This is a genomic window from Streptomyces sp. NPDC059567 (assembly GCF_042735655.1).
Taxonomy (GTDB): Bacteria; Actinomycetota; Actinomycetes; order Streptomycetales; family Streptomycetaceae; genus Streptomyces.
In genome coordinates this window covers 16,582-39,734 of sequence record NZ_JBHWBS010000072.1, presented here as the reverse complement: position 1 = coordinate 39,734, position 23,153 = coordinate 16,582, and the positions used below count along the sequence as shown (strand labels likewise).

At 72.0% G+C, this 23,153-nt stretch carries 19 protein-coding genes and 1 pseudogene; 12 read left to right on the top strand and 8 right to left on the bottom strand.

What is annotated here, in order from left to right:
* Positions 1-334 precede the first annotated feature (334 nt).
* Positions 335-625, bottom strand: coding sequence for a hypothetical protein (locus tag ACFVZW_RS26550; protein WP_384526018.1), 291 nt, complete (start codon positions 623-625; stop codon positions 335-337).
* A 134-nt stretch (positions 626-759) separates the two neighbouring features.
* On the opposite strand from ACFVZW_RS26550, the gene ACFVZW_RS26545 reads away from it, so the two are divergent.
* The 3 genes from ACFVZW_RS26545 (at position 760) to ACFVZW_RS26535 (ending at position 3,806) form a co-directional block, all read left to right on the top strand.
* Positions 760-2,229: an ABC transporter permease gene (locus tag ACFVZW_RS26545; protein WP_384526016.1), complete on the top strand. Its 1,470-nt coding sequence runs from the start codon at positions 760-762 to the stop codon at positions 2,227-2,229.
* A gap of 42 nt (positions 2,230-2,271) precedes the next feature.
* Entirely contained in the window at positions 2,272-2,970 is a 699-nt protein-coding gene (locus ACFVZW_RS26540) for an ABC transporter ATP-binding protein (protein ID WP_384526013.1), read from the top strand.
* A gap of 113 nt (positions 2,971-3,083) precedes the next feature.
* Entirely contained in the window at positions 3,084-3,806 is a 723-nt protein-coding gene (locus ACFVZW_RS26535; RefSeq protein ID WP_384526010.1) for a CDP-alcohol phosphatidyltransferase family protein, read from the top strand.
* On the opposite strand, the gene ACFVZW_RS26530 is transcribed toward ACFVZW_RS26535, so the two are convergent.
* The gene (locus ACFVZW_RS26530; RefSeq protein ID WP_384526007.1) at positions 3,787-4,269 is read right to left on the bottom strand and encodes an adenylyltransferase/cytidyltransferase family protein; all 483 of its coding nucleotides are present in this window, start codon (positions 4,267-4,269) and stop codon (positions 3,787-3,789) included. The two genes, ACFVZW_RS26535 and ACFVZW_RS26530, sit on opposite strands and share 20 nt — an antisense overlap.
* Positions 4,270-4,464: 195 nt before the next feature.
* On the opposite strand from ACFVZW_RS26530, the gene ACFVZW_RS26525 reads away from it, so the two are divergent.
* From ACFVZW_RS26525 to ACFVZW_RS26515, 3 genes are read left to right on the top strand one after another with little or no spacing between them, the layout of a single operon-like run.
* Complete coding sequence (locus ACFVZW_RS26525) at positions 4,465-5,670, top strand: glycosyltransferase family 4 protein (protein ID WP_384526024.1); 1,206 nt, start codon at positions 4,465-4,467, stop codon at positions 5,668-5,670.
* Positions 5,667-7,409 (top strand): lipopolysaccharide biosynthesis protein, encoded by a 1,743-nt coding sequence (locus tag ACFVZW_RS26520; protein ID WP_384526004.1) that lies wholly within the window; start codon positions 5,667-5,669, stop codon positions 7,407-7,409. The genes ACFVZW_RS26525 and ACFVZW_RS26520 overlap by 4 nt, the downstream gene beginning before the upstream one ends.
* A complete protein-coding gene (locus tag ACFVZW_RS26515; protein WP_384526001.1) occupies positions 7,406-8,647 on the top strand; it encodes a hypothetical protein in 1,242 nt (413 codons plus the stop codon). Before ACFVZW_RS26520 ends, ACFVZW_RS26515 begins: the two co-directional genes overlap by 4 nt.
* On the opposite strand, the gene ACFVZW_RS26510 is transcribed toward ACFVZW_RS26515, so the two are convergent.
* Positions 8,620-10,125 carry a hypothetical protein gene (locus ACFVZW_RS26510; RefSeq protein WP_384525998.1) on the bottom strand — a complete coding sequence of 502 codons (1,506 nt, stop codon included), beginning with the start codon at positions 10,123-10,125 and terminating at the stop codon, positions 8,620-8,622. The genes ACFVZW_RS26515 and ACFVZW_RS26510 overlap by 28 nt on opposite strands.
* A gap of 159 nt (positions 10,126-10,284) precedes the next feature.
* Between ACFVZW_RS26510 and ACFVZW_RS26505 the strand changes: the two genes are divergently transcribed.
* Both ACFVZW_RS26505 and ACFVZW_RS26500 read left to right on the top strand, forming a co-directional pair.
* A complete protein-coding gene (locus ACFVZW_RS26505) occupies positions 10,285-10,821 on the top strand; it encodes a WcaF family extracellular polysaccharide biosynthesis acetyltransferase (RefSeq protein ID WP_361864344.1) in 537 nt (178 codons plus the stop codon).
* 5 nt (positions 10,822-10,826) lie between these two features.
* Complete coding sequence (locus ACFVZW_RS26500; protein ID WP_384526021.1) at positions 10,827-11,960, top strand: glycosyltransferase; 1,134 nt, start codon at positions 10,827-10,829, stop codon at positions 11,958-11,960.
* Here the strand turns inward: ACFVZW_RS26500 and ACFVZW_RS26495 are convergent.
* The 3 genes from ACFVZW_RS26495 to gmd all read right to left on the bottom strand — a co-directional run bounded on the left by ACFVZW_RS26495 (position 11,939) and on the right by gmd (position 16,626).
* Positions 11,939-12,613: a hypothetical protein gene (locus tag ACFVZW_RS26495; RefSeq protein WP_384525995.1), complete on the bottom strand. Its 675-nt coding sequence runs from the start codon at positions 12,611-12,613 to the stop codon at positions 11,939-11,941. The two genes, ACFVZW_RS26500 and ACFVZW_RS26495, sit on opposite strands and share 22 nt — an antisense overlap.
* Before the next feature lie 80 nt (positions 12,614-12,693).
* Positions 12,694-15,414 carry a LamG-like jellyroll fold domain-containing protein gene (locus ACFVZW_RS26490; protein WP_384525992.1) on the bottom strand — a complete coding sequence of 907 codons (2,721 nt, stop codon included), beginning with the start codon at positions 15,412-15,414 and terminating at the stop codon, positions 12,694-12,696.
* Between the two features lie 198 nt (positions 15,415-15,612).
* Positions 15,613-16,626, bottom strand: coding sequence for a GDP-mannose 4,6-dehydratase (gmd, locus tag ACFVZW_RS26485; protein WP_384525989.1), 1,014 nt, complete (start codon positions 16,624-16,626; stop codon positions 15,613-15,615).
* Between the two features lie 125 nt (positions 16,627-16,751).
* On the opposite strand from gmd, the gene ACFVZW_RS26480 reads away from it, so the two are divergent.
* On the top strand, positions 16,752-17,717 hold the full coding sequence (locus tag ACFVZW_RS26480; RefSeq protein ID WP_384525987.1) for a GDP-L-fucose synthase family protein: 966 nt from the start codon (positions 16,752-16,754) through the stop codon (positions 17,715-17,717).
* An 18-nt stretch (positions 17,718-17,735) separates the two neighbouring features.
* On the opposite strand, the gene ACFVZW_RS26475 is transcribed toward ACFVZW_RS26480, so the two are convergent.
* Positions 17,736-19,211: a sugar transferase gene (locus ACFVZW_RS26475; RefSeq protein WP_384525984.1), complete on the bottom strand. Its 1,476-nt coding sequence runs from the start codon at positions 19,209-19,211 to the stop codon at positions 17,736-17,738.
* Positions 19,212-19,846: 635 nt separating this feature from the next.
* On the opposite strand from ACFVZW_RS26475, the gene ACFVZW_RS26470 reads away from it, so the two are divergent.
* Positions 19,847-21,376 carry a glycoside hydrolase family 71 protein gene (locus ACFVZW_RS26470; protein WP_384525981.1) on the top strand — a complete coding sequence of 510 codons (1,530 nt, stop codon included), beginning with the start codon at positions 19,847-19,849 and terminating at the stop codon, positions 21,374-21,376.
* 53 nt (positions 21,377-21,429) lie between these two features.
* Positions 21,430-21,900: a hypothetical protein gene (locus tag ACFVZW_RS26465; protein WP_384525978.1), complete on the top strand. Its 471-nt coding sequence runs from the start codon at positions 21,430-21,432 to the stop codon at positions 21,898-21,900.
* 4 nt (positions 21,901-21,904) lie between these two features.
* Here ACFVZW_RS26465 and ACFVZW_RS26460 read toward each other — a convergent pair whose 3' ends face one another.
* Entirely contained in the window at positions 21,905-22,327 is a 423-nt protein-coding gene (locus ACFVZW_RS26460; RefSeq protein WP_352189376.1) for a DUF350 domain-containing protein, read from the bottom strand.
* 189 nt (positions 22,328-22,516) lie between these two features.
* On the opposite strand from ACFVZW_RS26460, the pseudogene ACFVZW_RS26455 reads away from it, so the two are divergent.
* Positions 22,517-23,029 (top strand): annotated as a pseudogene (locus tag ACFVZW_RS26455) (DoxX family membrane protein); the annotation flags it as partial.
* Positions 23,030-23,153: the final 124 nt, after the last annotated feature.

Here is a 23,153-nt window from a genome sequence, read left to right as displayed (position 1 = left end):
GGACGGTGGTGACCGGGGCGGGGGTGTCGAAGTTCTGCATCATGCTCTCCTTGAGCCGTTGTTTCCGATGACGGAAAAGCTACGTTGCTTTCCATCTTCTGACAACAACCCTGTTGCACAGATCTGGCATCTTCGCAGGTGGAGAGCGGGAAAGTGTTGCAACTGCTTGGAGCTTAACGCAACGGCCATCATCTTGATCATTGCAATGGATGGGAATGAACGCTCTGGGCGCCGGCGCCAGCCGCGGCCGCATCAGCACGACGATCGGCCTGACACTCCCGCTGTCCGTACATGGCTCCGGAAGTCAGGCGGGTCGCGATCCCTCGCCACTGTTTCAAGCGGTTGATGCAGCGTTCGACCGTGTTCCGCTGTTTGTATGCCTGGCGGTCGAACATGGGTGGCCTGCCGCCGCGGCTTCCGCGACGAAGCCGGTGACCACGTTGGTGGGCCAGGTGCCCGTCCACGCTGAGGACTCCAGGGCTGGGGTGTAGTGGACGACGGTGGTCTCGCAGGTCTCGGCGTGCACCTTCAGCGCGTCGGCCCCGGCCTGGTCGGCGCTGAGGCCCCAGCGGAGCTTGGTGGCCGTCCACTCGGCCGTCCGCTCTCCGACGTAGCGGCCAGGCAAGGCACCCCGGGTAGACGTCCAATGATCCCCGCCCGCGCCCCGCGCGCGAAGAGCCGCATGCGGCACCCCGACTCTCATCCCCCTCTCACGCAGGCCTTATCCAGCCATCACCACGCGCACCTAGCTTCGCGCCCATGTTCTTCACCTACCTCCGGCGCGAGCTGCGCCGTCGCAGAAAGGCGGCGCTCGTCGTCGCCTCCGGGCTCGCGCTCGGGATCGCGCTCGTCATCGTCGTCAACTCCGTGGCCTCCGGGATGAAGCAGGCACAGACCCAGGTCCTCGAGTCCCTCTACGGACTCGGCACCGACCTGACCGTCACCAAGGCCCGTGAGGAGCCCGCGGCGGGCGGGCAGGCGCAGCGGCCGCGGTTCGAGTTCGACGCCGGGGAGGACGGCGAGGAGCAGAGCAGCGACCGGTTGATGGTCCAGGGGTTCCAGACCCTGCCCGCCTCCACCGTCGCCACCGTCGCGAAGCAGAACGGCGTCGCCGACGCCGTCGGCGGTCTCAGCCTCACCAACCTCAAGATCGACGGCCAGTTCAGGCGCGGCGAGGTCAGGCAGGACACCCGGCAGGCCCAGCCCGGCGGCCCGGGCGGCGGCAGCGGCAGCGGTGGCGGCACCGTCGAGGGCGGTGGCGCCGCCTTCGACGTCAACTCCTTCACCCTCTACGGCACCGACGTCACCGCCCCCGAGCTCGGCCCCCTCACCACCTCCACGATCTCCAAGGGCCGTACCTTCAAGACCTCCGAGACCGAGGCCAAGGTCGTCGTCATCGACAGCGCCTACGCCAAGCAGGAGGGCCTCGACGTCGGCGAGACCCTCACGGTCAAGGCGGTGAAGTTCGAGATCGTCGGCATCGCCACCGCCGACAGCGGACAGTCCGCCGCCCAGGTCTATCTGCCGTTGAAGCAGGCGCAGACCCTGTCGGACTCCAAGGACAAGATCACCACCGTCTATGTGAAGGCGACCGACTCGACGAAGATCGACGCCGTCAAGTCCGCCATCCAGAAGAACGTCTCCGGCACCACGGTCACCACCTCCGCCGATCTCGCCGAGACCGTCTCCGGCTCCCTCGACACCGCCGCCAACCTCGCCACCAACGTGGGCAAGTGGCTCTCGTACGCCGTCCTCGTCGCCGCCGTCCTCGTGGCCGGCCTGCTCACCTCCTCCGCGGTCAGCCGCCGCGTGCGCGAGTTCGGCACGCTCAAGGCCCTGGGCTGGAAGAGCGGCCGGGTCACCCGTCAGGTCATGGGCGAGGCGCTCGTCAACGGCCTCATCGGCGGCGCGCTCGGCATCGCCGTGGGCCTCGGCGGCGCCTACCTCGTGACCGCCATCAGCCCCACCCTCACCGCCGAACTCGGCGCCGGCGCACTGAACAGCGGCGGCCCCGGCGGCGGTCGCATGATGGGCGGCCCCGGCATGACCGCCGCCCGCGAAGGCGCCGCCGGCAACACCCTCGACATCGCCCTCACCGCTCCCGTCAGCGTCACCACCGTCGGTCTCGCCGTGGTCCTCGCCCTCGGCGGCGGGCTCGTCGCCGGCGGCTTCGGCGCCTGGCGTGCCTCGCGACTGCGGCCGGCGGACGCCCTGCGCCGCGTCGAGTAGCCGGAAGCCCGAACCCCCTTCACGTATCGCAGGAGTTGCACCATGTACGAACTCACAGGCGTCACCAAGCAGTACCGCAGAGGCCAGGAGAAGGTCGACGCGCTCGCCGGGATCGACCTCACCATCAGCGAGGGCGACCGGCTCGTCATCCAGGGCCCGACCGGCGGCGGCAAGTCCACGCTGCTCCAGATGCTGGGCGGCCTGGACCGGCCCACGGCGGGCAGCGTGATGCTCGACGGAGTGGACCTGGCGAAGCTGCCGGAGAGCCGGCTGACGCGCGTACGCAGTCAGAACATCGGCTTCGTCTTCCAGTCCTTCAACCTCATCCCCACGCTCACCGCCCAGGAGAACGTGGAGACCGCGCTCGTCCCGATGGGCCTGAAGGCGTCCCAGCGGCGCGCCATGGCCGCCGAGGCGCTGGATTCCGTCGGACTCGGCGAGCGCCTGAAGCACCTTCCGTCCGAGCTCTCCGGAGGTCAGCAGCAGCGCGTCGCGATCGCCCGGGCCCTGGTGAAGCGGCCCAAGGTGCTCCTGGCCGACGAGCCGACCGGAAACCTCGACGAGTCGATGCGCGACGAGATCGTGGAACTGCTCGAAGGCCTCTGGAAGGAGCACGGGTTGACGTTCGTGATGGTGACGCACGACAGCGCGATCGCCCGCCGCGCCCCACGCCTGGCGACCATCCGCAAGGGCCGGATCACCCTCAAGGAGAACCGCCACGCCGAGGCCGTGGAGGCCTGACGGGTTCGAGCCACCTCGGCCCCCGCCCCTCCCGGGTCCTGCGATGATGTGCGCCATCATCACGTACGGATGTACGGCTTTCGACCGTACGCAGAAACGACCCGGGGGGGTTCGTGGGAACGATCGGGACCGCGCTGACCGAGCTGAGATCCGCGCAGAAGTCCGCGAAGGGGGTCTCGCTCTACTCGCGGTTCGTCAACCGACCCGTGGGTCGCTACCTCGCGGCCGGTTCGTATGCCGCCGGACTGACACCCAATCAAGTCACTTTGATCAGCGCGGGGTTCAGTTCCGCCGCCGTCGCCGGGGTGGCCCTCGCCACGCCGTCCTGGGCACTCGGTCTGCTGATCTGGCTCGGTCTCGCCGTCGGCTTCGCCTTCGACTCCGCCGACGGGCAGCTCGCCCGCCTGCGCGGCGGCGGCAGCCCAGCGGGGGAGTGGCTCGACCACGTCGTGGACTGCGCGAAGATCACCGCCCTGCACCTGGCCGTGCTCATCGCCTTCTACCGGTACCCCGAGCACTTCGGCACGACCACCGACGGCTGGCTCCTCGTCCCGCTCGGATTCCAACTCGCCGCCGTCGTCACCTTCTTCGGCGGACTCCTGACCGAGAAGCTCAAGCCGCGCCCGGCCCCCGGCACGCCCGCGCCCCAGCCCTCCACCCTGCGGGCCGTGGCGCTGCTCCCCGTCGACCACGGGGTCTTCTGCCTGGTCTTCCTGCTGCTCGGCGGCGGCTCCGCCTTCCGCTGGAGCTACACCGCGCTCGCCGTCGCGAGCGCGGTGTTCCTCCTCGCCTTCCTCGCCAAGTGGTTCCGCGAGCTCAGCGCAGCCCCTCGTTGACCCCGCCCACTCCCGTGCCCGGCTCGGCCTCCTGCGTCAGGAGGTCGAGCGCACGGCGGAGCTGGGTGCTGGAGGTGTGCATCGTGTACGGGAAGTAGACGATCTCCACGCCCACCCCGGCGAAGTCCCGTTCCAGACGGTCCCCCTTGGGCGTGCCGCGCCAGTCGTCGCCCTTGAACAGCACGTCGAACCGGACCTGTTTCCACGTCTCCAGCTTGTCCGGCACGGTCTCCACGAAGGCCGCGTCGACGTACTTCACATTGCGCACGATCTCGAGCCGCTCGACCAGCGGGATCATCGGGCGCCGCCCCTTGGCGAGCTCGGCCATCTCGTCCGAGACAACGCCGGCCACCAGATAGTCGCACTGACTACGGGCGTGCCGAAGGATGTTGAGATGGCCTATGTGAAAGAGGTCGTAGGCGCCCGGCGCGTAGCCGACCCGGTACGGCCGTCCATCGGTCATGTATGAAACCCCCCAGGTGCGTTCGCGCTCCCCAGCGCGAAGGAGTTCCGACGATAGCGTGCACGTTCCGTTGAGAGTGGGTGAACGACTAGGGTGAGGGCCGGTTCACGTACGGGGGAGAGGGACGTTCGCGTGGGGGAAGTGGCAGCGGGGAGCAAGGGTGGCGGTACGCCGGTCATACGGCGGCGGCTGCTGATGGTGTCCACCAACTACGCGCCGGAGCACGCCGGAATAGGCCCCTACGCCACCCAGATAGCCGAACACTGGGCGGCGCTGGGCCACGAGACCCACGTCCTCGCGGGAATGCCGCACTACCCCTCCTGGTCCCTCGACCCGGCCTACGCGGGCGCCTGGCGCCGCACCGAGCAGCGCGCCGGAGTCGTCGTGCACCGCAGGCGCCACACCGTCCCGCCCCGCCAAACCGCCCTGAAGCGCGCCGCGTTCGAGGCGAGCGTGCTGGCCCACGGGCTCCTCGCGCCTCCCTCCATGGCCCGGCCCGACGCGGTTCTCGCCCAGATGCCCAGCCTCGCCGGCGGCATCATCGGCGCCCGCCTCGCGGCCCGTTGGCGGATCCCCTACGTCCCCGTCGTCCAGGATCTGATGGGTGCGGCCGCCGCGCAGAGCGGCATCCGAGGCGGTGACCGGGCCGCCGCGCTCGCGGCCCGGGCCGAGACGTACGCCCTGCGCAGGGCCGCGCTCGTCGGCGTCATCCACGAGACCTTCGTGGACAAGGTCGCCGCCATGGGCGTCGACCGCGGACGCATCCGGCTCGTCCCCAACTGGTCCCACGTGCCGAGCCCTTCGGCGCCCCGCGCCGAGACCCGGCGGCGGCTCGGCTGGGCCGAGGGCGAGACCGTCGTCCTGCACTCCGGGAACATGGGCCTCAAGCAGGGACTCGAGGTGCTCGTCGAGGCGGCCCGGCGCGACCCGAAGATCCGCATCGTCCTGCTCGGTGACGGCAACCAGCGCGCCCACCTCGAGGAGTTGGGCGCCGGCGTACCCAACCTGGACTTCATGGAGCCCGTCGGCGACGACGAGTTCCCCGACACCCTCGCGGCGGCGGACGTCCTCAGCGTCACCCAGCGGGCGTCGGTCCTCGACATGAGCGTCCCGTCCAAGCTGACCTCGTACTTCGCGGCCGGACGCCCCGTCGTCGCCTCCGTGGCCGCCGAGGGCGGCACCGCCCTCGAAGTGCTGCGCTCCGGCGCCGGCGTGCTCGTGGCGCCCGAGGACCCCGACGCGCTCCTCGCCGAGGTCCGTAGACTCGGCGACGATCCGTCGGCCGCCGAGGCGCTCGGCGCCCAGGGGCCCCGTCATGTCGAGGCCCATCTGACCCGGGCGGCCGGACTGGCCCGGATCGACGCACTGATCGACGAGGCTCTGGGGGGTCCGAGCACGTGACACACACGCACGTCACCGCGGTGGAGGACGACGAACCGGAGCTGCTGCGCGATCAGTTCCGCCAACTCCTGCGCTACCGCGCGATCATCGGCGCCGGCATCGGGATCGGCCTCCTCGGCGGCGTCTGGTTCGGCCTGTCCAACGCCGACACCTACGTCGCCACCAGCCAGGTCGTCCTGCGCGCCCCCGTCAACGACCCGTTCAACCCCAGCGTCTCGCAGGACAAGACGCTCAACATGGGGTCCGAGCGGCAGACCGCGCTCAGCAGCAGCGTCGCCGAGCAGGCCGCCAAGAAGCTCGGCTGGACCGGCACCCTCGGGAAGCTGCAGAAGGACCTCCAGGTCACCAATCCGCCGCAGAGCCAGGTCCTGCAGTTCACCTACACCGCCGACTCGCCCCAGGCCGCCGCCGACCGGGCCAACGCGGTCACCCAGGCCTACCTCGACCTGCGCAAGAAGCAGTGGACGGACCTGCGGGCCACCATGCTGGCGGGCCAGCAGAAGCAGCTCGACGAGGTCGCCAAGAAGCACGACCAGAAGACCAAGGAAGTCGACCGGATGTCCGACGGGGCGGCCCGGGACAACGAGTACGCGGTCAAGACCAACCTGCTCAACCGGATCAACGAGCTCGACGGCCGGATCAGCCAGCTCAAGTCCCTCGACATGTCGGCCGGCACCGTGATCCGTACCGCCACGCCCCCCGGCTTCTCCGACGGGCCCGGGCTCACCATGAGCCTCGGCCTCGGCGCCCTCGTCGGCGTGGCGCTCGGCCTGCTCGCCGCCTGGGTCCGGCTCGTCTTCGACCCCGCGCCCCGCTCCGCCGGCGATGTCGCCCGCGCGGTGCGCGCCCCCGTCCTCGGAACCCTGCCGCGCGGGGCCACCGACGTCCTGCTCGCCGACGACCACACGGACGCCCGGGTCGCCGAGGAGTACCGCTCCGTCGCCTTCCGGCTCGCCTACGACCATCGTTTCGCCGACCGCCGGCGGCTCCTCGTCGTCGCCCCGCGCGGCTCCAACGACGCCGCCGTGGCGGTCGCCTCGCACCTCGCCGCCTCCTTCGCCGAGACCGGCAAGGACGTCCTCCTCATCGAGGCCGACCTGCGCACGCCCACGCTCGCCGGACGCCTGCGCGCCCACGCGGCGGCCGCGCCCCGGTGGAGCCATCCGGTGGAGAGCGAGGAGAACGGCTGGCCGGGGAGGCGCCAACTCTCCGTCGACGCCGGCGAGTCCGGCTCGTTCGGGCTGGTGCCGGGGGAGCGGGTACGGAACGTGGCCCGGGCCCTCACCGCCCCCACGGTCACCCGGCTGATCGCCGAGGCCGACTCGCCGAACGCGACCGTCGTCGTCCTCGCGCCGCCCGTCCTCAACTACGCGGACGCGCTCGCCCTCGTCGACCGTGTCGACGGCGTCCTCATCGTCTGCGACCCGCGCGGCGTCCACCGTACGGACCTCCAGCGCATCCGCGAACTCATCGCGGGCGCCGGCGGCACGGTCCTCGGCGCCGTCGTCCACACCCCGGGCGGGCAGCGCCGCGCCGCCAAGCAGGCGGGCGGACGGCGAGGCGCAGGCGGCGGGCGGAGCCGGCAGCCGGCGCCCGTGTCCGTGCCCTCCGGCGGCGAGGAGGAGTTCACCGACGAGTCCGAGCAGGTGATCCCGGGCGACGGCTCCGACACCGTCACCCTGCGCCAGCTGCGCGCCGAGGACCTCCGGACCGGTGACATCCGCGCGGGCGACCGTTGAGACGAGCCGTCACCGTCGCCGCCTCGGTCCTGGACCAGGCGGCGTCCAGCCTCACCAACATCGCCGTCCTCGTGATCGCGGCGCGGCAGTCCACCGCGGACGGCTTCGCCGCCTTCTCGATGGTCTACATCGCCTTCACCGTGCTCCTCGGCCTGGGCGCGGCGTACGTCGGACAGAGCGTCGTCCTGGAGAAGGGCGAGGAGCACGAGGTCGGCGCCGCCGCCCGGTCCGCCGTCACCTTCACCGCCGCCGCCTCCACGGCCGCCGCGCTCCCGCTGCTCGCCGCCGGCGCCGTCATCGGCGGCGCCACCGGACCCGCGCTGCTCGCCCTGGGCGCCGTCCTGCCGGTCGTCCTCGTGCAGGACGGGCTGCGGTACGCCTTCTCCGCCCTGCGGCAGCCGCACCGCGCGCTCGCCGCCGACGTCCTCCGGCTCGCCTGCGCCGTACCCGCGCTCCTCCTCCAGCCGCACGGCTCCTCACCGGCCCGCCTGGTCCTCGTCTGGGGCCTGTCGGCGCTGCCCGCCGCACTTCTCGGACTCGCCCTCCTGCGCCCCTTCGTGCGGAACCGGCCCGGCGATCCGCGACGCTTCCTGCGCAAGGACCACCTCGGCCGGCGCTTCGTCGTCGAGTTCGCCGTCGGCAACGGCTCCAGCCAGCTCGCCGTCCTCGGCCTCGGACTCCTCGCGAGCCCCCTCGCCGTCGGCGCGCTGCGCGGCGCCTCGACCCTCTTCGGTCCGCTCAACACGCTCTTCACCTCGGTCAACGCCTTCGGCCCGCCCCTGCTCGGCAGAGCGGGCTCCCGCCGCGCCACCGTGCGTGCCGCCGTCGGACTCGCCGCCGTCCTCGCGCTCGTGGCGCTCGGCTGGGCCGCAGCCCTGTACGCGCTCCCGGAGCGCGTGGGCCGGGGGCTCCTGGGCGACACCTGGCAGTCCGCCGCGGAGCTCCTGCCCGCCACCGGCAGTCAGTACGCCGTGATGGCGGCCGGCACCTGCGCCCTGGTGACGCTGCGGGTCCTCAGCCCGCGCGCCACGCTCTCCGTCCAGGTCGTCTTTTCGCTGCTCTCGGTCGCCCTGATGCTCGGCGGGTACGTCGTCGCCGGCGCGATCGGCGCCGCCTGGGGCCTGGCAGCCGGCTCCGCGCTGAAGGCACTCGCCGCCTGGACCCGGGTGGCACGCACCCGCCCCGGGCCCGTCCCGGAAGAGCGGGACACTCAGCGCAGCGCGGCGCCCTTGTCCTGACGCCAGGTGGTCACCAGGGCGATGCAGATCAGCGCGATCGCCACCCGGCCCGACGCCTGGAGCAGCGGGCCGCGCAGCAGGATGAAGGAGTACCCCGCCACGAGCGGCACCACCAGGGAGATCAGACTGCCCGGTGGCGCCCTGCGGGTGCCCCGCCGGGCGAACCGCCCGTCCACGCGCGCGGCGGCGTACCCCATCCCCATCATCCCGGCGCCCATGCCCACGGCCCCGAAGTCGATCCAGAGCTCGGCCCAGACGGGGGAGGAGAGATTGGTGTTCACCGTCCCCATCCACTGGCCGACCATCACGCCCGTGTCGCGCGGCTTGCCCGGCCACACCGATCGGGGTACGGCGAAGAGCACCGACCCGGCCAGCTGGCGGCCGTAGCGGTGCCGGCTGCCCGAGTTCACCAGCGTGATCGTGTTGGCGAACATGCCGACCTGGTCGTAGTCCTTGAGCGCCAGCGGCTCCAGGACCGACGTCGTCTCCACGGGGCGGTAGTTCTTCTCGTCGTACCGGAAGCGGTCCGAGAACGGGAAGACGATCAGAGCCATCACCACCCCGAGACTCAGCGCCGACCGGTACATCGCGGCGCTCACCGGGAAGACGGTGAACAGCAGCGAGAACATCACCGTGAGGAACCAGTACCGGGGATTCGAGATCGGGTTGTTCACCACGCAGTTGAGCAGCACCAGCGCGAGGAAGACGGCGATCACCATGGGGCGGCGCCGGGCCCGTCGCGAGGTGACCAGCCAACGGCAGTACACCAGCAGCGCGAAGAGCGCGGGGACCGTGCCGAAGCCGCGCAGGAACGCCTGCCCGGCCTGCGAGTCGGCCTGGGAGACGCCCGCCTCCTCGATCCCGGCGATGATCTCCTGACGGCTGGAGAAGAACACCGCGGGCCCGCCGAGCTTGACGACGAAGAGCCCGCTGCACAGGAAGGCCAGCAGCACCAGCAGGTACAGCCGCCGTCGGTGCACCAGCGCCGGACGCTCCTCGCCCCGACCGGAGCCCCCCGGACGGCCGCGGGCCAGCAGTGACCCCAGGTCGAACGCGGCGCAGCCGACCAGGACCAGCGCCACCGCCGTCGTCAGATCGGAGCGCGGGCCCACCACCGGCGTCGGAACCCGGCCGAGCACGGCCTGCGCGAGCGGCGCCACGCCCATCGCCATGTAGACGAAGAGCCAGAACGAGCCCTGGAGCAGCTTGCGTCGACGCGTGAGGATCATGGCCGAGAGCCGTGCCCCCGCGTACATGGTCAGCGCGATCTGGAGGTAGTACGCGGCGTCGTGCACCCCCGCGCCCGGCTGGATCGCCACCAGCAGCGGCAGGAACACCGCGAAGCCCAGCACCAGCGGGATCGACAGGGCCCGCGAGAGCAGCGTGCGCGGGGAGACCGGAGGGGCGAGGAGCAGGGGTGCGGGAGCCGTCGGCCCAGAGCGCGGCTCCGCCGCCGTACCGCGTACATCGGTCGTCATACCGCCCCCTGGAATCCCCGGACTTCCCGCCCCCGGCACATCAATGCGCCACCCCGGAACGTCACTTCGCGGCAGTCTACCGACGCCCCCCTGTCACCTCCCGTCAACCGTTAGTCTGAAGGTCTCGGCGCCTGGGGAGGCGCTGTTGGGGGTGGACTCATGCGGAATCTCCCGGCCTTCACGCTGGCCGGATACGACAAGGGCCGCGGCAAGCTCGTGCAGGCCCTCTGGTTCGCGGTGATGAACACGGTCTTCATGGCCTGGTTCTGCCCGGCCAGGCTGCGGGTGGCGCTGCTGCGCGCCTTCGGCGCGACCATAGGCGACGGCGTGCTCATACGGCACCGGGTCAGGATCCTGTGGCCGTGGAAGCTCACCGTCGGCGACCACACCTGGATCGGCGAGGGCGCCTGGCTGCTCAACCTGGAGCCCGTCACCCTCGGCGCGCACGTCTGCGTCTCCCAGGAGGCGCTGCTGTGCACCGGCAGCCACGACCACCGGGCCGCCGACTTCCGCTACCGCAACGCCCCGATCACCGTCGAGGACGGCGCCTGGGTCGCGGCCCGCGCCACCGTCCTCGCCGGGGTCACCGTCGGCCGTCACGCGGTCGTCGCCGCCGGCACGACCCTGCACAAGGACCTGCCCGAGCTCACGCTGCACACGGCCGACGGCCGCCGTCCGGTCCCGGTGCCCGCGTGAGCGGCCTGCGCGTCCTGCACGCGGTCACCCTGCACAGCCCCACCCACGCCTTCGGCGGACCGGTCAGAGTGGCGGTCAACCTCTGCCACGGGCTGGCCCGACGCGGGCACCAGCCACGGCTGGTGGCCCTCGGCCACGGCTTCGGCGAGCGGCTTCCGACCGAGGTCGACGGCGTGCCCGCCCGGCTCTACCGGGCCCGCTCGATCCTCCCGCTCGGCTTCAGCGGCATCACCTCGCCCGCGCTGCTCGCCGGGGCGGGCGCGCTCGTCAGGGACGCGGACGTGGTCCACGTCCACCTCGCCCGCGACCTGGTGACCCTGCCCGTCGCGCTGGCCGCGCTGCGGGCCGGCCGGCCGCTCGTGCTCCAGACGCACGGCATGGTCGACCCCAGCGAGAAGATCCTGGCCAGGATCCTGGACGCGGTCGCGGTCCGGCGCGTGCTGCGCGGCGCCTCCGCCGTCCTCCACCTGACGGGCCGCGAGCGCAAGGACCTGGACGCCGTCGTCGGCGGACCGCTCGACCGGGCCGTACGACTCGTCAACGGCGTACCCGCCCAGGAGCCGCGCCCGGCCCCCGCCGGCCCGCCCCGCATCCTGTACGCGGCCCGCCTGCAGTCCCGCAAGCGCCCCACGGACTTCGTCGCGGCCGTTCCCGAGATCCTGCGCCACCACCCCGACGCCACGTTCGTCCTCGCGGGGCCGGACGAGGGCGAGCGGGCGGCCGTGGACGCGCTCGTCGCCGAGCTGGGCGTCGGTGACCGGGTGGACCTTCCGGGACCGCTGCCGGCCGAGCGGATGCTGGAGGAGCTGCGCAAGGCGCACGTCTACGTGCTGCCGTCGGTCGACGAGCCGTTCCCGATGTCCGTCCTGGAAGCGCTGTCGGTCGGCACCCCGGCCGTCGTCACGGACTCCAACGGCCTCGCCCGCGACATCGAGGAGGCCGGCGCGGGACGCGTGGTGACGGACGCCGCGGGCATCGCCCCCGCCGTCACCGCGCTGCTGGACCGGCATGCGAACGACAGCGCCTCCGTGGCGGCCCGGAAGCTGGCCACGGAGGCGTTCTCGATGGAGGCCGTCCTCGACACCCTGCTCGGGGTGTACGAGTCCGTCCGGGTGGATCAGGCGGGCAGCCAGGCGTAGCAGGAAGAGGAGACGAACTCCGCCGTCCCCGCGGGGACGGCGGCCTTCACCGGGCCCTTCGCGCCGAGCGCCGGACCCGAGGCGAGCACCTTCCCGTCCTTGCCCAGGGCCCGCCAGGTGCACGACGGGTCACTGGTCAGCGCGCGGTACGTGCCGGCCTTCGGCCGCGTGGCCGTGCCGTCGGGGAACCCGGTCCTCGCCGTCGCGAGCAGCGGCTTCTGCGCCGGGCACAGATGGTTCACGGCGGCCTCGGCGTCCGGGATGTCCCCGGCGACGAGGGCGCCCACCGCCGCGTCCTTGTCGCGCTTGGCGGTGCGCTCCAGACGCTGGCAGGACTCCTGGCCGGTCTGGAGCACGGCGGCCGGATCCGTGTTCTCGGGCACCCGCCCGCTCAGATACTCCTTCTGCTCCGCGGTGAACGAGCCGGTGACGGGCTTGAGTTCGGCATCGGGAACGACCGGTCCCCTGGTCGCGGAAGGGGTGGGGCCGGTCGGCTCGGCCTCGGCCTGCCGGTCGGGCACGGTCGCCGAGCGCGTGGCGGCCTTCGGCGCGCCGTCGGAGCCGTCACCGCCCGAGGAACAGGCGGAGAGGGTGAGCAGAGCGGTCAGCAGGGCCGCCGCCGCGGCCGGGCGCCGGTGAAGAGGGCGACGCATGGGGAACTCCCGTGGTACGTCGGATGCGGGGCCCGGCGGACCGGGCCCCGCATCCTGGGATGGACGGTTCAGCGCACCGGCTACGGGGCGCCGAAGGTCAGCACCAGCTGCGGAGTGCCCTCCGCGGCCGCCGCTTCGGACGACCAGAGCCACAGCGGGTCGGTCCCGGTGCTGGTCAGCGCGACGCTGTACGAGCCGCCGAGCGCCGCCGAGATCGCCGAGGTGTCCAGCGCGGCCGAGTAGACGGCCGAGCCGTCCGTGGCCCCGCTGAGCGTCCCGATCGGAGTGCCGGCGAGCGCCGGGCGGTTGGTGTACGTCAGGGCGGCCTCGGTCCAGGCACCCGTGACCGGCACGACGGACTGGCTGTCCGCCGAACCCGCGCCCGCCATCGTGGTGGTCTTCACCGCGAGCCGGGCGCTCTTGAGGACGGTGCCCGCCGGGGCGGCCGGCAGCGTGAACCGCAGGTACGACTCGTACGCTGCCGTTCCGCGCACGGCCAGCGAGCTGGACGTGCCGTAATTGGTGCCGGGGGCCCCGGCGTTGGCGTAGGTGTCCTCCGACGCGGTGACCGAGGTGACCGTGTCGGCCGGCGCGGAGGCCAGGCTGTGGTGCTTGGCGACCTGCGTCGCGGTGAGCGCCGTCGGATAGACCGCCGCCTCGTCGAGCTGGCCGGCGAAGAAGGTGCTCGTCGGACGCAGCGGCCAGCCGGAGAGGTTGTCCGCGCCGACGTGCCAGTAGCCCGGGTACTGCTGGTTGGTGGTGACGTTGTTGGACGCCAGCAGCTTGCCGTCGACGTACAGCTTCATGCCGTCCGGCCCCTGGGTGCCGACCGCGTGGTGCCAGGCGCCGTTGTTGTACGAGCCCAGTGACGTCAGGGTCCGGGCCGTGCCGGTGTAGACGCCGAACACCACGTTGCCGGTGTTCGTCATGTAGAGGTGCTTGTCGTAGCTACCGCTGTTCCGCGTCGTGTTGTTACCGAAGCCGATCAGCTTGCCACCACGGTTCGTGGTCGTCTTGAACCACGTCTCGACGGTGAACGCGCCGGTCACGTCCTGACGCCGGTCGCTGTGGATCTGCTCGTCCGTGCCGTTGAGGGCGACCGCGGTGGACGCGCCGCTGACGGCGGCCGGGGTCTGGCGCAGGACGGGCGCGTTGACGTACAGGCCGCTGTTGTTCCCGTTGGAGGAGTCGGCGGCGTACGGCGTGGTGGACTCGTCGAAGCGCCAGTAGAGCCCGGCGCCGTCGGCGATCACCTGGGAGGCGTACGGCTCCGGCGAGGTCGGGACCGTCACCGTCGACGTCGCGGACAGGGCGCTGGTGTTGCCGTCCGCGTCACCTGCCGTCACCCGGTAGGTGTAGGTCTGGCCCGGGGTCACGGTGGTGTCCTTGAACGAGACCTGAGGACGCGACCAGTGCAGCGAGTCGCCCTGGACGGTCGCGATCGGGGTCGCGGCGCCGTTGCGGTAGACCTTGTACGTCAGTGTCGAGTCGTCCAGGTCGAGGCTGGAGCGCCAGCGGACCTGCACCGCGGTCGGGGTCACCGCCGCGGCGCTCACCGTCGGCACGGTCGGTGCGCCGGTGTCGGGGCCGGAGGCGAAGCGGGTGAGACCCTGCGCCGGGGCTCCGTTGGTGGTGGTGAACTCTCCACCCACCCAGAGGTACTTGGTGGCCCCGGTGCCGGAGATGGTGAAGGCGCGCGGTCCGATGCCCTCGCCGAGGCCGTCGTTGGTGTCCGGGAACCAGCCGAGCTTGCCGGTCGACGTCGTCGGCTGGGCGAGCAGGTGGTAGCGGCGCCCGTCGGGGAACTCCCCGACGCTGGAGCAGTCGTGGGCGTGCGAGGCGCTGTAGAGCACGCCCTGGTAGGAGCGGACCGCCTGGGTGGCGCCGAGGCAGGTGTCGCGCCAGCGCTGCTCGAAGTCGGAGAGGTTCAGGGCGATGCGGCCGTCGAAGACGCCGCCGCCCGTGCCCTCGTTGCCGGTGTAGAAGCCCGTCGCGTCCGTCTCGATGTCCTTGACGACGGAGTTCTGCGGGATCCAGCCGTTGGGGTACGCCTTCGTCACGGCGCCGGTCGTGGAGTTCACCACGGCGAGCGCGTGCGAGTTGGCCCCGTTGACGGTGAAGAAGTCGCCGCCGAGCAGTACGTGCTGCCCGTCCGGGGTGACCTCGATGGCCCGGCCCGGCTCGTCGGCGTTCGCGGTGAACGGCAGCAGCGCGCCGGCAGTGGTGACGGCGGCGAACCGCTGCCGGGTCTGCCCCTCCACGGTGCCGAAGTCGCCGGCCGCGTAGACGGTGGTGTCGGTGACCGCGAGAGCCCGCACGGTGGCGGGGAAGCTCGGGGTGAAGGCCGCCTTCGGCGTGCAGGTGGCGATGTCGATCGCGGCGAGGCTGGAGACCGGGGTGCCGTTGACGGCACCGAAGTATCCACCCGCGTACAGCGTCTTCTTGTCCGGCGAGACCACGAGGGCCCGCACGGTCGCCGTGCCGCTGCCGACGGTGAATGAGAGAGTGCAGTCGGTGGGCGCGCCCGTCGCCGCGTCCAGCGCCGCGAAGTTGACGGCCCCCTTCGGAGTGCCGGTTCCGCCTTCGGGCGGGCGCACCTCGGAGAAGGTGCCGCCCACGAAGACGGTGTCGTTCGCCTCGGCGAGTGCCCAGACGATGCCGTTGGTCTGCCAGGTCGGCAGATCGTCCGCGGTGAAGGCCACCGGCGGCGTCAGGGCCGCGGCCGTCGGGGCCAGGGAGCCTCCGGCTCCGGCCGCGACGGTCAGGACGAGGGCAGCGGTAAGCCCCCAGGATCTACGCATGTTCCCCCCAGGCGTGATAGCCCAGTCAATGTGGCGAGAAGTGGTGCAACTGCCATGTGATGAATGCGAACTGTACGGCGAAGTGACAACCGGAAAAGCCGATTTGGCCAATCCGCTACCTTGCGTATGCTCGCGCATCGCGGGAAACGGCCGCCCCGGCTGTCGCCCCGGAGCGGCCGTACCGTAGGAAGACGCAGGTCAGCGGTCGATGCGGACCGTCGCGCCGGCCAGCTGGTCCTCGACGAGACGGACATCGGCATCGACCATGATGCGAGCCAGCTCCTCCACCTGAACCGCGGGCTTCCAGCCAAGCAGCTCCCGCGCCTTGCTCGCGTCGCCGATCAGGGCGTCGACCTCGCTCGGGCGCTCGTACTTGGGGTCGTAGCGGACGTGCTCCGCCCAGTCGAGCCCCACGTGGGAGAACGCCGTCTCCACGAACTGCCGTACGGTCGCCGGGACTCCGGTCGCCACCACGTAGTCGGTCGGCTCGTCGCGCTGGAGCATCCGCCACATCGCGTCGACGTACTCGGGGGCGTACCCCCAGTCGCGTACGGCATCGAGGTTGCCCAGGTACAGCCGGTCCTGCAGGCCGGCCTTGATGCGGGCCACGGCCCGCGTCACCTTGCGGGTCACGAAGGTCTCGCCCCGGCGCGGCGACTCGTGGTTGAACAGGATCCCGTTCACGGCGAACATGTCGTACGCCTCGCGGTAGTTGACCGTGGTCCAGTACGCGAAGACCTTGGCGGCACCGTACGGGCTGCGCGGGTGGAAGGGCGTCTGTTCGTTCTGCGGCGGCGGAGTGGCGCCGAACATCTCGGAGGAGGACGCCTGGTAGATCCGGGTGTCGACCCCGCTGGCCCGGATCGCCTCCAGGAGCCGCAGGGCGCCCAGACCCGTCACGTCGCCCGTGTACAGCGGCGCGTCGAAGGAGACCCGCACATGGGACTGCGCGCCGAGGTTGTAGACCTCGTCGGGACGGATGTCACGGAGCAGGTTCACCAGTGCCACCCCGTCCGAGAGATCGGCGTGGTGCAGCACGAACGAGCGGTTCGCCTGCTGGGGATCCTGGTACACGTGGTCGATGCGCTCGGTGTTGAAGCTGGACGAGCGACGGACGAGGCCGTGCACCGTGTAGCCCTTGGACAGCAGCAGTTCGGCCAGGTACGAGCCGTCCTGCCCGGTGACTCCGGTGATGAGTGCGGTCTTGCTCATGCGTGGTGCCCCTCCCGAACGGACCGGCCCCCAGCCGGTCCGTAACTTGCGGATATGATGTGATCCGAGCCTTGAATCCGGATCTGCTGTACTGCGGTCCCTGTCGGCCTGGCATGATCCGGGCCATGACTGAATCGACGACCGCCCCGACGGAAGCCCCGTCGTATCTGCCCGAGCGGGCCCGGATATTCGTCGCGGGCCACCGCGGCCTCGTCGGCTCCGCGATCGCCCGCAGGCTGACCGCGGACGGGCACGAAGTGATCACCCGGACCCGCGCCGAGCTCGATCTGCGCGACGCGGCCCGGACCGCGGCGTTCCTCGCCGAGACCCGCCCCGACGCCGTCGTGCTCGCCGCCGCGAAGGTGGGCGGCATCATGGCGAACAGCACCTACCCCGTGCAGTTCCTGGAGGAGAACCTCCAGATCCAGCTCGCGGTCGTCGCCGGTGCGCACGCCGCCGGGGTCGAGCGCCTGCTCTTCCTCGGCTCGTCCTGCATCTACCCGAGGCTCGCGCCCCAGCCGATCCCCGAGGACGCGCTCCTCACCGGCCCGCTCGAGCCCACCAACGAGGCCTACGCGCTGGCCAAGATCGCCGGCATCGTGCAGGTCCAGTCGTACCGGAAGCAGTACGGAGCGGCCTACGTCTCCGCGATGCCCACGAACCTCTACGGGCCCGGCGACAACTTCGACCTGGAGACCTCGCACGTCCTGCCGGCGCTGATCCGCCGCTTCCACGAGGCCCGTGAGGAGGGCCGCGAGGAGATCGTGCTCTGGGGCTCCGGGACCCCGCGCCGGGAGTTCCTGCACGTCGACGACCTCGCCGCCGCCTGCGCCGTACTGCTGCGCGGCTACGACGGCGACGAGCCGGTCAACATCGGCTGCGGCGAGGACCTCAGCATCCGCGAACTCGCCGAGACCGTCGCCGAGGTGACGGGATATCAGGGCCGGATCGCGTGGGACACGAGCAAGCCCGACGGCACGCCGCGCAAGCTCCTCGACGTGTCCCGGCTGACCGGACTCGGCTGGAAGCCGGCCGTCGCGCTGCCCGACGGCATCGCCGCCACCTATGCCTGGTGGCGGGAACAGAACTGACGTCATGCGGCCGGCCCGTCAGTACGCTCCGCGACCGTCGACGACGGCGCGGAACGTACGGGCCATGACATCGACATCGCTGGTGAAGGACCAGTTGTCCACATAGTGGAGATCGAGCTCCACCGTCTCGTCCCACGACAGGTCCGAGCGACCGCTGATCTGCCACAGCCCGGTCATCCCGGGACGCACGGCGAGCCGCCGCAGCTCCACGTCCCCGTACCGCGCCACCTCGTCCGGCAGCGGCGGTCGCGGTCCGACCAGCGACATCGAACCGAGCAACACATTGATCAGCTGCGGCAGTTCGTCCAGCGAGGTGCGACGCAGCAGCCTCCCCACCCGGGTCACCCGGGGGTCGCGGCGCATCTTGAACATCAGCCCGTCGTGCTCGTTGGCCTGCGACAGCTCCGCCTTGCGGGCGTCGGCGTCGAGGAACATCGTGCGGAACTTCCACATCACGAACGGGGTCCGCCCCTGGCCGACCCGCTCCTGCTTGTAGAACACCGGCCCGGCCGAGGTGAGCTTCACCGCGGCGCCGATCCCGAGGAGGAGCGGCGACAGCGCGAGCAGCCCGAAGGCCGCTCCGGCGCGGTCCATGACGGACTTCAGGACCTGCTGCACACCGCTGCGCACCGGCGGTGCGACCCGGAGCAGCGCCATACCGGCCGCCGACGTGGTCTCCAGCCGCTTCACGGCGAACTCCACCAGGCCCGGGGCCAGGGCGAGTTCGGTACCGGCGTCGTGCAGACCCCAGGAGAGCCGCCGCAGCCGTTCGCCCGCCATCAGGGGGCCGGCCGCGACGAGGACGACATCGGCCTCCAGCTCACGGGCGGCGGCCACGACGTGGGTGGTGTCCCCGTCGGCGGCCTCCGGCATCAGCACGCCGAGCCGGGTCGCCACCGGAGCGCCGGTGCGGACCGGGCCCTCCCCGATCGCGACCACGCCGACCACCACGTACGGGTGCTCGGTGCGTCCGGCGAGGTGCTCCGCGACATCTCCGGCGGCCGTGGGCTCACCGAGGACGAGCACCCGGGTGACCACCTGCGCCTCGCGGCGGGCCGCGACGAGATGACGCCACGTCAATTTCGAGCAGGTCAGAGTGAGTACGGGTGCCGGGACCAGCGCCGACAGACAGAGCAGCGCCGGGTGGTGCAGATCGGCGGCGGCGCGCAGCACGGCGAGTACCCCGAGCAGGATCAGCCAGTCGTGCAGAACGGGCAGGCTGCCCCGAGACTCGCCGAGTTCCCGCCGCGCGTACCGTCTTCGGAGCGCCCGGACACCGACCCAGCACAGGGCGGCGACCAGGGCACCGACGTAGGCGTACGGCTGGCGCTCGACACCCATGATCAGCGCCGTGGGCAGCCCCACGCCGAGGATGTCGACCGTCAGCGCGACGGCCGGGTACCAGCGCGCCTTGGCGCGCGGGTGCGGCGGTGTCGCCACGGAACCGGCCGCGGTTCCGGCGGAGTTGGTCTCAGTTGTGCGGGCATGCCACATGTACCCCCCAGGCACGTGTCGACGTGCGTCAGCCCGTTCGTCGACCCCCTGATCGATGAACATGTGTCGCAACGCCCGGAACAGTACGACAAAGACCCGCACGTCCGCTGCAGTTCACACGAACGACCTCAGAAGGTGACGGCTCATTCATCTCGTGACATCGAGGCCGGCGTGGACACGGCCGCTCGCATGATACGTCCGTGCGACGGGAGTTGACGCACGTGAGGCCATGGGGCGAACGGGTGGGGACGTGTCGGAGGTCGCGGAAGGTGGACGAGACAACGGTGGGGGAGGAGGCCCCGGTTGTGTCCGAAAGCACACCGCCAGGAAGCCCCCGCGAGGGCGTGAAATGCGTCCGGGCCGGCAGTCCGGGCGACGTCCCCGCCCGCTCGACGGTCCGCCCGTCGCCCTCCTCGACCACGAACAATTCGAGGAGCCATGGCCCGCGATGCGGAACGAACCGCTGACGTCCTGAGCCGCCGGTCATTCCACCGGCCGCGTCGGAAGCGGTACCGGCGGCCCACCGCGGCCCGTTCGGCACGCACCCGACGGTGGTTGTTCCACCGCCCGCGATCGGTTGTACTACAGCCAGCGCGCGGGCCCCGCGGCAGCTCCGACCGACCGTAAGGACGCCCATGGCGGACAAGCCCCCAGCCCGGACCCATCGGGCACCGGGCCGCCGCCGGCTGCTCCCGGGACTCGCCCTGGGCGTGCTGCTCCTCGGCGCCTGGGCCGGCATCGGAACGGCCGGCGCGCTCCGCGACGACGCCCCCGCCGAACCGGCCTCGGCGCCCCCGGCGGCGTACAGCACCGCCCTCCCCTTCGACCTGCCCGCGCCCCGTGAACTGCGCCGTTCGGGCAAGCTCGTCTTCGCGCACTACTTCACGCCGTACCCGCTCTCCCTGGACAACGAGCCCGCGGAGCGCGACTACTACAGCCGTAACTACCTGACCCCCCATGGTGAGAAGGGCAAGCACCGGGCGTACGGAGGGCTGCTGCGCGACCGTCCGCTGCCCGCCGCGCCCGAGACCGGGAACTGGGAACTGGCCCATCTGCGCCAGGAGATCCGTACCGCACGCGACGCCGGGCTCGACGGCTTCACCCTCGACCTGCTCTCCGAGAGCGGACGCAACCGGGACCGTGCCGAACTGCTGCTGAGGGCCGCCCGCGAGGAGGACCCCGGCTTCCGGATCCAGCTCATGCCCGACATGACCTCGCTGAGCACCACCCCGGCCTCCCTCGCCGACATGCTCGCCCGGCTGGCCCGTCACCCGTCGGCCCACCGCCTGCCCGACGGACGGCTCGTCGTCTCCCCCTTCAAGGCCGAGGAGAAGGACCCCGGCTGGTGGCGGTCGATGATGCGTGAGCTGGAGAACCGGCACGGCATCCGCACCGCGCTCGTCCCCCTCTTCCTGGACTTCACCCCGGAGCGCGAGCGGTACGCGGCCATCAGCCACGGCTTCTCCGAGTGGGGTGCGCGCAGCGCCAACCGGCAGGGCGGAGCGGGCGCCGCCGCGGCCCGCGCCCACCGGCTCGGCAAGATCTGGATGCAGCCCGTCTCCGTGCAGGACGCCCGCCCCAACCAGGGCGTGTACGACGAGGCCGGCAACACCGAGACGCTGCGGGCGAGTTGGGGTTCCGCCATCGACTCGGGAGCCGACTGGGTCCAGCTCACCACCTGGAACGACTACTCCGAGGGCACCCACTTCGCGCCCTCGCTGCACAACGGCTACGCCTACCTGGACCTCACGTCCTACTACCTGACCCGCTTCAAGACCGGCGCCTGGCCGCGGATCGTCCGTGACACCCTCTATCTGACCTCACGCGTCCAGTTCGTCGACGCCGCCCCGCCCCACGCACGCCAGCCCCGGCTGATAGAGCCCCGCAAGGGCACGGCGACGCCCCGGGACACCGTGGAAGTCCTCTCCTTCCTCACGGCACCCGCGCGGGTACGCACGACGACCGGTACCACCGAGGGCGCCTACCAGGCGTCCTCCGGTGTCCATGCCCGCCTCCTGCCGCTGCGTACCGGCCACAGCTCCGCGACCGCCGTGCGTGCCGGAAAGACCACGACGACCGTCACGACCCGCTACCCGGTACGCCGCCCGATCGACAGGCAGGACCTGCAGTACTACGCGGTGACGAGCGGCCGCAGCCAGCGCTGACACCTGGACGGCGCACCCGGTCGGTTGTCAGTGGCGGGTCCTACCGTGGGGGCATGACGACGAACCGGGGGACGTTCGAGGCGGCCACGGGGGACGGGCCGCCCCTGGCGGAGGGAGAAGGGGAGCAGCGGTCGCGGGAGGTGCGGGCGGCCTTCGACGGGCTGCTCCAGATCAGGCGGATGACCAACCGGCAGGGTGGTGACCCGCTGGGAGTGCCCGCGGAGTGGGAGCTGAGACAGCCCGTCCGGGCCGTGGCCCTCGCTCTGGAGGCGGCGAGGACGGCGGCCTCGGCCGTGGACGACGCGGGTGCCCGGGTGGCGACCGGCTATCGGGTCACCGCCGGCGAACGGCCCGGTACCGCGGTCGTCGAGTGGGTGGGCCCGCCCGGCGGCGGGGCCGCGCAGGAGGAGGAGGCCGCGCTCACCGCCTGCGTGCCCGTCCTGGAACGACTCGGCTGGGAGGCGCTGTTGTACCGGGGGCCACGCCGCAGGCGGTTCCTGGAGGTCGAGCCGATGGGGCGTTGAAGGTTCAGGCGATGGACGCGGAGACGATCGCGGAGACGGCGATGTTGCAGGAGGCCGTCACCCAGACCGCCGGGTGCGGCTGCGGGTCGACGAGCGTGGCGCCCAGCTTCCCCGGCGTGACCAGGTCCACGACCAGGAAGGCCACGGCCATCATCACGAGGCCCAGCAGACCGAACGCGGCAGTGGAGGCGAGGCCCTTGCCGAAGTCGTCGTAGGTCGTCCAGATCGAGGTGAAGACGATCCCGCCTATGCCGAGCAGGGCGGAGCTGAGCAGCGTCGCGGCGTTGCGGTTCCGCTCCTCCCAGATCTGCCGGCCGAGCTTCCCCGGCGTCAGCAGGTCCACCAGGACGATGCCGAGGATCAGCAGCACCACGCCGAGTGCGCCGTAGGCGGTGGCCCGGCCGAGGCCGTTGACGATGTCGCTCATGGGTTGCCGGCTCCGAGAAGGAAGGGATCGTGAATGATCGCGGTCAAGGACCGGCAAAATGTAGCGCATGCGCCGTGGGCCCCGGCCGGGCGGGACATCACCCGAGTGGCGCAACAACGCTGAGGGCCCGGCGCGCGCGGCGGCGACAGTGGAAGGTGACCGCACTACCGCTTGCCCCGGGAGACCCTGATGACCACCCTGAACCGACGCGACCTCGGGCTTCTCGTACTCCGGGTGGGCACCGGCGCCGTCCTCGCCGCACACGGCACCCAGAAGCTCTTCGGCTGGTTCGGCGGCGGTGGCATCGAGGGCACCGCACGGGGCATGGAGGCCATGGGCTTCTCGCCGCCCCGCGAGAGCGCGATCGCCGCGGGCCTCGGCGAGGCCGGCGGCGGCGCGCTGCTGGCCCTGGGCCTGGCCACTCCGGCGGCCGGCGCCGCCGCGGCCGGAGCCATGGCGGGCGCGGTCGCCGTCCATCTCCCCGCGGGCTTCTTCGCCCAGTCCGGCGGCTTCGAGTACCCGGCCTTCCTCGGCTTCACCGCGGCCGCCATCGGCATCGCCGGAGCAGGCCGCTACTCCCTCGACCACGCCACCGGTCACGTCGTCGACCGGCCCTGGGTCGTCGCCACCGCCTTCCTCGCCAGCGCCCTCGCCGCGGCGGCCGTGGTCGGGCCCCGCCGCCACCCGCGGGGCCGACCCCCCGCTGCCTGCGGGCCCGGCCAGATTGAGGCCGGCCCCCCGCCGGGGGGGCGGGGGGGCCCCCGGACTATTGGGGCGCCCGGTGGGGGCGGGCCGCGCGCCCGGGGGGGGGGGCGCGGGGGGGGGG

What these genes read in the sequence shown, in the direction of transcription:
- ACFVZW_RS26525 (WP_384526024.1), top strand. Translation starts at nt 4,465, where the DNA reads ATGGTGTCCACCAACTACGCGCCGGAGCACGCCGGAATAGGCCCCTAC.
- ACFVZW_RS26470 (WP_384525981.1), top strand. Translation starts at nt 19,847, where the DNA reads ATGGCGGACAAGCCCCCAGCCCGGACCCATCGGGCACCGGGCCGCCGC.
- ACFVZW_RS26480 (WP_384525987.1), top strand. Translation starts at nt 16,752, where the DNA reads ATGACTGAATCGACGACCGCCCCGACGGAAGCCCCGTCGTATCTGCCC.
- ACFVZW_RS26505 (WP_361864344.1), top strand. Translation starts at nt 10,285, where the DNA reads ATGCGGAATCTCCCGGCCTTCACGCTGGCCGGATACGACAAGGGCCGC.
- gmd (WP_384525989.1), bottom strand. Translation starts at nt 16,626, where the DNA reads ATGAGCAAGACCGCACTCATCACCGGAGTCACCGGGCAGGACGGCTCG.
- ACFVZW_RS26460 (WP_352189376.1), bottom strand. Translation starts at nt 22,327, where the DNA reads ATGAGCGACATCGTCAACGGCCTCGGCCGGGCCACCGCCTACGGCGCA.
- ACFVZW_RS26490 (WP_384525992.1), bottom strand. Translation starts at nt 15,414, where the DNA reads ATGCGTAGATCCTGGGGGCTTACCGCTGCCCTCGTCCTGACCGTCGCG.
- ACFVZW_RS26510 (WP_384525998.1), bottom strand. Translation starts at nt 10,125, where the DNA reads ATGACGACCGATGTACGCGGTACGGCGGCGGAGCCGCGCTCTGGGCCG.
- ACFVZW_RS26495 (WP_384525995.1), bottom strand. Translation starts at nt 12,613, where the DNA reads ATGCGTCGCCCTCTTCACCGGCGCCCGGCCGCGGCGGCGGCCCTGCTG.
- ACFVZW_RS26465 (WP_384525978.1), top strand. Translation starts at nt 21,430, where the DNA reads ATGACGACGAACCGGGGGACGTTCGAGGCGGCCACGGGGGACGGGCCG.
- ACFVZW_RS26540 (WP_384526013.1), top strand. Translation starts at nt 2,272, where the DNA reads ATGTACGAACTCACAGGCGTCACCAAGCAGTACCGCAGAGGCCAGGAG.
- ACFVZW_RS26545 (WP_384526016.1), top strand. Translation starts at nt 760, where the DNA reads ATGTTCTTCACCTACCTCCGGCGCGAGCTGCGCCGTCGCAGAAAGGCG.
- ACFVZW_RS26530 (WP_384526007.1), bottom strand. Translation starts at nt 4,269, where the DNA reads ATGACCGATGGACGGCCGTACCGGGTCGGCTACGCGCCGGGCGCCTAC.
- ACFVZW_RS26475 (WP_384525984.1), bottom strand. Translation starts at nt 19,211, where the DNA reads ATGTGGCATGCCCGCACAACTGAGACCAACTCCGCCGGAACCGCGGCC.